The sequence below is a fragment of the Candidatus Hepatincolaceae symbiont of Strigamia maritima genome (assembly GCF_055505085.1).
In genome coordinates this window covers 1-9,836 of sequence record NZ_DBKDTU010000122.1, presented here as the reverse complement: position 1 = coordinate 9,836, position 9,836 = coordinate 1, and the positions used below count along the sequence as shown (strand labels likewise).

The window sequence follows — 9,836 nt, the reverse complement described above, 5'->3', positions numbered from 1 at the left end:
TAATAATAATTTTTTTCTTTAACTTATTATAGAATATATGGTAATTTGTAGTTATGTTGAATATAAAATAAACAAGGAGTTAGGAAATGAACAAAGAAGAGTTAGTTAGTGCTGTTGCTAAACAAGCTGATTTAAAGAAAAAAGATATTGAAGAGTGTGTAAATGTCTTTATTAGTATAGTTAGCAGTACTTTATCTAAGGGTGAAGAAGTTAGATTAATCGGTTTTGGTACTTTTGCTACATCAAAAAGGGTTGCTACAACCGGACGTAATCCTAAAACCGGTGAACCTATTAAAATTTCTGCCAAAATTATTCCTAAATTTAAAGCCGGTAAAGGTCTTAAAGAAGTTGTTAATTCTAAGAAGAAGTAATTTTTAATATTCTTAGTCTTATTTTTTTTATGAATAAAAAGTAAGACTTGTGTTACGCAAAAACACTTTATTATTTATATCTTTAGCTTAAATTGTAATTTATATAATTTGCTAATTCTAAGAGAAATAGTTAAGAAAATTTCTTTAGCTGCTAGCTCGTCTGCTTCAGTTTAGCACTACACCTATGAAAGGTAATGCAAAGTAATATAGATTTTAAATAGATGAATATATAAAAATATGTGCATGAAAAAGATTTATCTGAGTTAAATCTTTAGCGTGCGGAATTTAATGTCAAAAAGTGCCGTTTTAAATGGCAGAGATTTTTAAAATTAGAATCTATTTATTTATCAAGTTTAAATTTTTTAATATGAAAATTATCCTCAAGTATAATAGAATACAAATTCTTCTTTATTTCTTCATAATAAGAGGAATGATCTATAACACGAGTTAAAATATAGCCACTTTTTCTTATAATATCCCATAACTTAATATCCTTGATTATTTTATCTATAAGTTCCTCTTTCTACCATTTCAAATCTATAATTGCTTTATTGAGTTTACCTTTACCTTTGGTGAATATCATTATTTTCTCATACACTCGTAATAGAAACTGGAAAGGTAATCTGTTACTTCACTTGTATCAAATGCTTTCTGACATATAGTGAAATTTCTGTTGTGCAAGGTAATTTCATATACTCGTAGTAGTTTTTTGATCAAAGCAAACTAAACACCACTTTCTTTTAGTACTCGATAAATTGTCGATAAAATTTTCAAAGTGGAAATGAGTTTCTATTTTATGATCCCATCTTAATGCATATGGCGAGTCTGTAGATTTCTGCATCTATTTACCAGTCTTGCATGTTATTAAATAAATCTTCTTGATTGCCTAAGTGTATGTTTATATTATCTCCTTAAACATATTTATTAGGTACTCTAACGCCCAAGTTGTTATTAGCAATTTGTTTTTAAAGCTTAATTCCCCTAACTATCTCTATGACCTATTACCTTAATTATTTTCATACTTAATATAATACTTTTAAAGTAAATTATTAGCAATGAGAGCTATTGAAGCTACCCAAATATTTAGAAACTTAGTGTTTACTTTTTTTATTAAATGCAAATTCAAAATTAAATAGATATAATCTTATTTTATTAGGTTCTCTTATAATTCCTGTAATATTTCTTCTAAAACGCTTTAAATAATTAATAATTAATATAAATTTTAAGGTAATAGGAGCTATTTTTAAATATGACATCTGTAAATATTTAAAATAAATCTCAAATCCTATAATTTTATGTAATTTATTTAATTGTGAGGGTTTCCCACCGTTTAAATAACAAAAATGTAAAATAACAGCCTTCTGATAAAAATTATGATAATATTCTTTTTGTTTACCAATAGATAAATTATTAAAACTATCAATATTATGTACTATAAAATTATATAAGTGACTAATATTTTTAGTTTTCTCTAAAAAAGCTTTAAATAAAATATCTTGATCCGTATAATATAAGGTATCTTTATATTGAGCCATTAAACTAAGAATAGTATCATCTTTTTTATCTTCTTTTATCATTTTTATATTAAATAACAATACCCCATTAGTGTTATAATGATGCATCCCGTATTCAAACATTGACATAGGTAAATCTAAAATTTTAGTATATAAAGCCTCCGGTATATATTTCTTACCCTTGTAAGAAACAAAAGGAATATTCCTAATAATATTAGTAGGAAGTTCTGTTTTTAAACAAGCTAAATAATACCCTGTTAAATCTTGATTATAAAATTCTAGTAAATCTTTTTGTACAATTGTATCTACATCAATATATAATGCTCTCTCACAATTAAAAAGCAATTTAGGAATCAGTAATCTATATAAAATTGCCTGAGTATAATGTGTTTTATAAGTATTACTAAACTCAAAAACATTACCGAATTTTTGTATAATATCAATAAACGTTATTGTGACATTATTATTTTTATTAAATGTTGCTAGTTCTTGGATTTTTTGCTTATGATAAATAGTTATACCACTCTCTAAAATATAGATATTACATATAGTATCTATATTCTTATTATAAAGAATAGAAATTATACAAGGAACTAAGAGTTTTATATAATTCTCATCAGCACTAAGTACTATATTCATAATTTTATTCGGCATCATAATATTCCTTTATTCTTAGTGTTTCTTTTGAAAATAGTAAAATATTATAAGTAAGATAAAACTCTAGCAACATGACCCTCTACCTTAACCTTATACCAGACTTTTACAATAAGACCAGCAGCATCAATTAAGAAGGTAGAGCGAATTACCCCTGTGTTTGTAACCCCAAAAGATGTTTTGTTTCCCCAAGCACCATAATTCTCCATAACCTTATGGGAAGGGTCTGATAATAAAATAAAGTTTAGATTATGTTCCATTTGAAATTTTTTATGGCTGGCTATATCATCCCTTGAAATACCTATAACCTGAGTTTGACCTTGTAAAACATTAAAATTATCTCTAAATTCACAAGACTCTTTAGTACAACCCGGAGTATTATCTTTGGGATAAAAATACACTATAACTTTTTGCCCTAAGAAATCTTTTAAAGAGAAATCTTTCTCATTACCAAAGACATCAATTCCTCTCAATAAAAAATCTGGTGCTTTATCTTTTTCTACTAACATATTATTGAAATCTCCTAGTAAATTATTTCTTTATTTATTATAACATATTTTATAGCTTTACAAAAGCATACAAGTAAGTGAATAATCTAACTAACGTCAAAAAATTAGAGATAAAATATGAGTATGGCAGAAGTTATAATTATAGGTGCAGGTTTAGCAGGAAGTGAAGCTGCTTATCAATTAGCACAACGTGGTATCAAAGTAATCCTCTATGAAATGAGACCAACCCTCACTACCAATGCCCATATAACTGAGAATTTTGCAGAACTAGTTTGTTCTAATTCTCTACGTTCTGATAATAAAGAAAAAAGTGCCGTAGGAATCTTACACCAAGAACTCAGAGTTTTGGATTCTTTAATTTTAAATACTGCAGATACCCATAGAGTACCAGCAGGAGATGCTTTAGCAGTAGACAGAGAATTATTTTCTAAAACTATTACAGAAAAATTAAACTCTAATCCTAATATCAAAATTAAGAGAGAAGAATTTAAAGATTTAAAAGCAGTATCTCAAAATAATATAGTTCTAATTGCCAGCGGACCTTTGACTTCCAAGCAATTATCTCAAGATATCAAGGAATTAACTAATGCTGAGGGTTTATATTTTTTTGATGCTATTGCCCCTATAGTTTATAAAGATAGTATAAACTTTAGCTTGGCTTGGTATCAATCCCGTTATAAAGATAAAGTACAAAAAGATTATATTAATTGTGCTCTTAACAAATTAGAATATCATACTTTCTTAGAAGCGTTATTACAAGCTGACAAAACAGAATTTAAGGAATGGGAAAAAGATACCCCATATTTTGAGGGTTGCCTTCCCATAGAAGTAATGGCAGAACGTGGTGAGAAAACCCTATTATTCGGACCCATGAAACCTGTAGGCTTAACTAATCCTTATAATTCTCTAGAGAAACCATATGCAGTAGTACAATTAAGGCAGGATAACACCCTAGGAACTCTATATAATATGGTAGGATTCCAAACTAAATTAAAACATAAAGAACAAGAAAAGGTATTTAGTTTAATTCCTGCATTAAAAAATGCTGTATTTGCTAGATTGGGCGGAATTCATAGAAATACTTTTATTAATTCACCCTTATTATTAAATCCTGATTTAAGTCTAAAAACTCTACCTAATATCTATTTTGCTGGTCAGATTACCGGCTGTGAGGGATACGTAGAAAGTACCTCTATAGGCTTATTAGCTGCTTTATTTATTTACTCAAAGCTTAAAGCTCTAAATATCTCACCTCCACTAGAAACCGCCATAGGTTCTTTATTAAGCCATATTACTACTAATGCTTTTAGTGAAACTTTTCAACCTATGAATATTAATTTTGGTTTATTTAATAACCCTGATCTTAGAAATGACAAAGGAAAATACTTAAAGGGTTTAGAGAAAAAGTTAGCTCTCAGTAAAAGAGCTTTAGAAAGTATGAATCTATGGCGAAAAACTTTAGAAAAAAAAGCAATTTATTAGTTACAATCTTTTCAATAGATATAACTTCTTTGGAATTCCGAAGTATTAAAAATCTGTAGGTATTATCTGATCCATAGATTAAAAATAAATTAAAGCCACCCACATAAGAATCCTTGTTAGTTAAAAACAGATAACTCTCTCAGCAATCTAGGGAAAACTATACATTAATAATATTTGTAACGACTAACTTTTTTCCTCCTAAAGATTACCCCTACTAAGCTACACCGTATTAAAGTTTTATCCTTCTAAACTTACCTTGTTAAAGAGTTTTAGAAAATTATTAATAATTTGCCCATTGGCTTCTTTTTCCGTAATATTTTTTAATTTAGCAACGGCTGTAGCAACCAACCCAACATATTCTGGCAAATTAGTTTTTCCCCTAAAAGGATGTGGTGCTAAATAAGGAGCATCAGTTTCTATTAAAATCTGAGAAAAAGGTACATATTTACAAACCTCATGCAATTCTTTAGCATTTTTAAAGGTTAAAATTCCTGAAAAAGATATAAAAAATTCTAAATCTAAGGCTTGTTTTACCTCACTAACATCACCACTAAAACAATGAATAACTCCCTTTAGATTTCTATCTTTATACTCCTTAAGTATGGATATTGTATCAGCATAAGCATTTCTAGTATGAATAATTATAGGTAAATCATGTAATACTGCTACTTCACAATGTAACTTAAAATAATCTATTTGCTTGGTTTTATATGCAAGAGAGTGGTAGTAATCTAATCCAGTTTCTCCTATGGCAATCAATTTGTTATTAAGTTTGTTATTGTTTATATATTTTAATAAATTCTCTTCTGTAAAGTTTTCATGCTCTGCAAGAGAAACATTACAAGGATGTACCCCAATGCCTGAGAAAACCCCTTCTGTTGTTTGGGAAAAATTTAAAGATTTCTCAAAATCAGCAATCTTAGTTGCTACATCAACAATATATTTGATATTATTATCTTGAGCAGTTTTTACAATATTTTTACTCATAAGAGTATAACTACCAAGTTCTTTATAACTTAAATGGCAATGACTATCTATCGGCATAAATAAACTCTTGTCTTAAAACTATTTCCTCTTAAAATGTTCAGAAATAAAGTTATTATTAAGATTATTATAATAATTTACTATAACAATTGCCAAATTTTTTTCTTAAAATTTAAAAGGTTTTTTATGAAAAGAGGTATTACCGGCTTTTCTAAAATAATCTTCTATTTTACACATAAAATGCAGTTGTAATTCTGAATTAGATGCCACCTTTATATAATGAAAAACTAACGGATGAATTAAGAAGTAGTTATTAGGTAAAATATCTTTACTAAGAATTACCTCATTATTATCATCTAATTCATAATATGTAACCAGACCCTCTTTTACTAAAAGCCTACCCCAAGTTCCTTCAATAGTTCTGTGTTTAGTAAGAAATCCTTTTGGCACACTCTTATTATCCCAAATAGGATTAATTTTATAAGTAATTAAATCTAACATTTCCTCTCAACCTTACTTTAATATTAAGCTATAACCCTATAAAATATATCCTAAAAATAAAGCTATACTATAGTGGTTTAAGGAATATCTTTAGGTTTAGGCTTATCTATAAATCTATGAATTTATTCAATAACAGTATTAATTTTTACCTGAATATTTCCTCTAACCGCATGAGAATAAGGACAAACTAAATCAGCAGCAATAACCAAATCCTCTATAGTTTTTTTATCGGTCTTAGCTAAATCAGATTGGGCAAATCTGGGGGAAAGATTAACAGCCAAAGAAAAGCCACCCTCCCTTTTTAGTAATTCTACTACAGCAGTAACATTAAGAGGTTTAATTCCTAATTTTTTCTCATTAGAAACAAAATTAATTGCTCCTTCAAAACAAGTAGCATAAGCAACTGCAAATAATTGCTCAGGATTAAGGCCTTTATCACTGCCTGGTCCTCCTAATTCTTTTGGTAAAACAAAGCTAAATGAAGTTGTATTATCATTTAATTGCCCTTTACCTTCTCTACCACCGGTTACTACTGCTGCTGTTTTATAAATAGTATTTGTCATTTTACCTACTCCCTGTTACAATTACCTACTATTTTAGTATAGTTTATAAAATAACTCTCTGTCAATATTATTGTGTCCTCTACTACTCTTTTTTAACTCATATTCTTTACTTTAAAATACCTTAAGGATAAAAAAATATTATTTTTTATAGTTATTACTTAAATACTGATCTTTCTTTTTATTTGGTATAGTTATTTGATAATTTAGTAATTTATTAAGAGCAAACATAAAAAATGCTTTCTGTTTTGATTTAGATGGTACTATAACTAAAGAAGACCTACCTACAAAAATTGCAGACTATGCTGATTTTTATAAAGAAAATACTTGCTTTAGTAGATACCACTTTAAAAGGAGTTGTACAATTTAAACAATAATAAAAATTTAATTCATCTATTACTAAATAACATAATCCAAAAGATAGTATTAGGAATTACAAAATTTACAATCATTGGTAGCATATATGCTACTATAGATAATAAACAGTTAATTACACATTTTGAGCGACAAACTAATAATAAAGAAACAGCTTTTGAATGGATGAGCATAGCTTATATTATGTTATCAAATGATATAGCTAGTTTAGTAAATTTGAATAAGGCTTAATATTACCTTTATTAAAATTAAATAAAAGTATTTGATCTAGGTTGTGGCTTAGACTGATGGTTGGAGAAATTAAATGGTAAAATAAATACACCAAAGTTCATAATAAGGAATACACACAAATATTAGCCAAACAATATAAAAATAATAGTAATTATTGCTTTATTAATTTATTTTTTGATAAGTATACAAACTTTAATAATCTAGCTAATACTAAATATGCTTTAGTTATTATCAGTGCTTTATTTCTAGTATTTAGAGATTTCTACAATAAAAAATATATTATCTATACTATCACAATTAGTAACTGAACATGTTCAAAATTATTTAAGATAATCAGTATCAGTATTTAATAAAAGATTAACCCTTATTAAGAACTATTCAGAAGTTTTAAAAGCATAATATTCAGCTACTTAGCTTAATACCCCGAGAATATTATAAATATAAGAAGTATTTCCCATTTTTTTATTATGGATTTAAAATTACCAGTAGTTGATTTATACACAAGAATTATAAATACTTTTAGAAATATATAGTTCTTTTTTTAGTATCCTCTATAGATATTTTAATTATAGGGTACTTACTCAATGGGAAATTTATGAAAAATAGGAGTAGGACTCTGAATTTTAGCACCTACTTCTAATTTTTTACTAAACTTTGCTAAATTTCTATCTTTAATTTCTATCTTTAAAAAATCTAACATTTGATTAGATGCATTAGGAATGAAGGGTATTAATAAAATAGAGACACGCTTAATAATTTCTGCAGTAAGATATAAAATTTCCCCTGCCTCCACTTGATTCTCTTTAATTATTTTCCAAGGTGCCTTTTTATCAATATATGCATTAGTTCTTTTAATAATTTGCCATACTTTATCTAAATAATTATAAAAATCTTGATTATCTATTAATTGCCTTGTTTCTATTAAAACTTCCTCGGAAAACTTAATAATTTCCTCAGCATTAAAATCCCGTGAACATTGTGGGATACTTAGGTTAAAATGCTTATCTATCATGGTAAGCGATCTTTGGCATAAATTTCCGTATTCATTAGCTAAATCATTATTAATTTTTTGAAGAAAATTATTATAATTAAAGTCTCCGTCTTTACCAAAAGGCATTTCCCTTAATAAAAAGAACCTTACTTGGTCAATACCATAATTATTAACTAATTCTACAGGATTAATTGTATTTCCTAAAGATTTTGAAATTTTATTCCCCTCATTAGTCCACCAACCGTGTGCAAAAATTCTTTTAGGTAAAGGAAGTTCCAAAGCCATTAGCATAGCCACAAAGTATACAGCATGGAATCTAATAATATCCTTTCCTACTATGTGTATAGGGTTAAACCAAAAATTAGTAAATTTAGCCTCTTTAGTATTCGGATAACCTAAGACTGTTAAATAATTAGTTAGTGCATCTATCCATACATAAATAACATGTTTAGCATCATTAGGAACAGGAATACCCCAAGTAAATGAGGTTCTGGAAATAGATATATCTTCTAAATTAGACTTAATAAAGCTAATCACCTCATTATATCTAGTTTGTGGCATAATTAGCTGAGGGTTTTTTTCATAAAATTTTAACAATGGTTCTTGAAAAGAAGATAACTTAAAAAAGTAATTCTCTTCTTTAGTTAATTCTACCGTAGCTCCTGTAGGAGCAATTAGATCTCCCTGAGAATTTTTAGTTAATACTGATTCTTTATAATATGCCTCATCTCTTACAGAATACCATCCCTGATATTCTTTAAGATAAACGTAACCTTTTGTTTCTAATTCCTGCCATAAATATGAAACAGCTCTAATATGTCTTGGTTCAGTGGTTCGAATAAAATCATCATTAGATAAATTTAAAGTTTCTGATAAATTAGAAAAGTTTGTTGCAATAGAATCTACAAATTCTAGCGGAGATTTATTATTCTTTAGGGCGGCTGCTTCAACTTTCAGACCGTGTTCATCTGTTCCTGTAGCAAAGATTACGGAATACCCATCCATTCTTTTATATCTTGCTAAAACATCAACCGCAATAGAAGTATAGGCATGTCCGATATGTGGTTTGTCATTAACATAGTAAATCGGAGTAGTTACATAATAATATTTACAAGACATTTTTTTTACCTTAAGAATAATAAATACCACCTTCTTTTTTTGCCGGTTTTCTTTTGATTTTTAGTATCTTTGTTATTTGCTTTACTAGCTTTAAGAGCTAATTTTATTTCTTGTTGTCTGATTTTAGCTTTTCTTTTTAATTTCTTATCATAGGCTTGTTCTTGTTTTTTAAGTTCTTCTGCTTCTTCTAATTTTTCCGCCATCCCAGGATCTCTAATTTTTAAGAAAACTCTTCTTGGAATCCCAAATTTGTAAGCTCCGTCAAAAATCTCCACAGGAAAATCTTCTAGTGTTTTACCTTTATTATCAATAATTTTCTCATATTGTTTTGCTAAATACTCCTTAAATCTTTTTTTATTATAAATACCTTCTAAAAATCTAATAATAAAATCATACTCAGTATTGGCACTAGTTGAGAGAATATTTAATTCTCCTTGCACTGTGGGGTTAGCATTTACTGTAAAAGCAAATTTTCCTATATTATCTATTTTTAATGCTATAGATATTATATAATTAATAGATCTTCTATTTTTTCTAAGCAAATA

General features: G+C 27.5%; 10 protein-coding genes. 3 read left to right on the top strand and 7 right to left on the bottom strand.

All coding sequences use genetic code 11. The features are described from left to right. The first annotated feature begins 86 nt into the window (after positions 1–86). Positions 87–371 carry an HU family DNA-binding protein gene (locus ACQCX0_RS03190; protein WP_462562723.1) on the top strand — a complete coding sequence of 95 codons (285 nt, stop codon included), beginning with the start codon at positions 87–89 and terminating at the stop codon, positions 369–371. 1,091 nt (positions 372–1,462) lie between these two features. On the opposite strand, the gene ACQCX0_RS03185 is transcribed toward ACQCX0_RS03190, so the two are convergent. Then, positions 1,463–2,542 carry a glycosyltransferase family 8 protein gene (locus tag ACQCX0_RS03185; RefSeq protein ID WP_462562722.1) on the bottom strand — a complete coding sequence of 360 codons (1,080 nt, stop codon included), beginning with the start codon at positions 2,540–2,542 and terminating at the stop codon, positions 1,463–1,465. A gap of 44 nt (positions 2,543–2,586) precedes the next feature. Further along, positions 2,587–3,048, bottom strand: a complete 462-nt coding sequence (locus ACQCX0_RS03180; RefSeq protein ID WP_462562721.1) for a peroxiredoxin — start codon at positions 3,046–3,048, stop codon at positions 2,587–2,589. 123 nt (positions 3,049–3,171) lie between these two features. On the opposite strand from ACQCX0_RS03180, the gene trmFO reads away from it, so the two are divergent. After that, complete coding sequence (trmFO, locus tag ACQCX0_RS03175) at positions 3,172–4,530, top strand: methylenetetrahydrofolate--tRNA-(uracil(54)-C(5))-methyltransferase (FADH(2)-oxidizing) TrmFO (RefSeq protein WP_462562720.1); 1,359 nt, start codon at positions 3,172–3,174, stop codon at positions 4,528–4,530. 237 nt (positions 4,531–4,767) lie between these two features. Here the strand turns inward: trmFO and ACQCX0_RS03170 are convergent, their stop codons facing one another. From ACQCX0_RS03170 to ACQCX0_RS03160, 3 genes are all read right to left on the bottom strand, one after another. Continuing rightward, complete coding sequence (locus tag ACQCX0_RS03170) at positions 4,768–5,574, bottom strand: TatD family hydrolase (protein WP_462562719.1); 807 nt, start codon at positions 5,572–5,574, stop codon at positions 4,768–4,770. 105 nt (positions 5,575–5,679) lie between these two features. Then, entirely contained in the window at positions 5,680–6,015 is a 336-nt protein-coding gene (locus tag ACQCX0_RS03165; protein WP_462562718.1) for a TehB-like domain-containing protein, read from the bottom strand. 122 nt (positions 6,016–6,137) lie between these two features. Beyond that, on the bottom strand, positions 6,138–6,578 hold the full coding sequence (locus tag ACQCX0_RS03160; RefSeq protein WP_462562717.1) for an Ohr family peroxiredoxin: 441 nt from the start codon (positions 6,576–6,578) through the stop codon (positions 6,138–6,140). A gap of 354 nt (positions 6,579–6,932) precedes the next feature. Between ACQCX0_RS03160 and ACQCX0_RS03155 the strand changes: the two genes are divergently transcribed. Beyond that, positions 6,933–7,181 carry a hypothetical protein gene (locus ACQCX0_RS03155; RefSeq protein ID WP_462562716.1) on the top strand — a complete coding sequence of 83 codons (249 nt, stop codon included), beginning with the start codon at positions 6,933–6,935 and terminating at the stop codon, positions 7,179–7,181. Positions 7,182–7,758: 577 nt separating this feature from the next. Here ACQCX0_RS03155 and metG read toward each other — a convergent pair. Together metG and ACQCX0_RS03145 are read right to left on the bottom strand one after the other, a co-directional pair. After that, the gene (gene metG, locus ACQCX0_RS03150; RefSeq protein WP_462562715.1) at positions 7,759–9,291 is read right to left on the bottom strand and encodes a methionine--tRNA ligase; all 1,533 of its coding nucleotides are present in this window, start codon (positions 9,289–9,291) and stop codon (positions 7,759–7,761) included. A gap of 5 nt (positions 9,292–9,296) precedes the next feature. After that, the coding region (locus ACQCX0_RS03145; RefSeq protein WP_462562714.1) for a hypothetical protein at positions 9,297–9,836 on the bottom strand (540 nt) is incomplete at its 5' end.

Coding starts and splice junctions, on each gene's coding strand:
- ACQCX0_RS03190 (WP_462562723.1), top strand. CDS start 87: ATGAACAAAGAAGAGTTAGTTAGTGCTGTTGCTAAACAAGCTGATTTA.
- ACQCX0_RS03185 (WP_462562722.1), bottom strand. CDS start 2,542: ATGATGCCGAATAAAATTATGAATATAGTACTTAGTGCTGATGAGAAT.
- ACQCX0_RS03180 (WP_462562721.1), bottom strand. CDS start 3,048: ATGTTAGTAGAAAAAGATAAAGCACCAGATTTTTTATTGAGAGGAATT.
- trmFO (WP_462562720.1), top strand. CDS start 3,172: ATGGCAGAAGTTATAATTATAGGTGCAGGTTTAGCAGGAAGTGAAGCT.
- ACQCX0_RS03170 (WP_462562719.1), bottom strand. CDS start 5,574: ATGCCGATAGATAGTCATTGCCATTTAAGTTATAAAGAACTTGGTAGT.
- ACQCX0_RS03165 (WP_462562718.1), bottom strand. CDS start 6,015: ATGTTAGATTTAATTACTTATAAAATTAATCCTATTTGGGATAATAAG.
- ACQCX0_RS03160 (WP_462562717.1), bottom strand. CDS start 6,578: ATGACAAATACTATTTATAAAACAGCAGCAGTAGTAACCGGTGGTAGA.
- metG (WP_462562715.1), bottom strand. CDS start 9,291: ATGTCTTGTAAATATTATTATGTAACTACTCCGATTTACTATGTTAAT.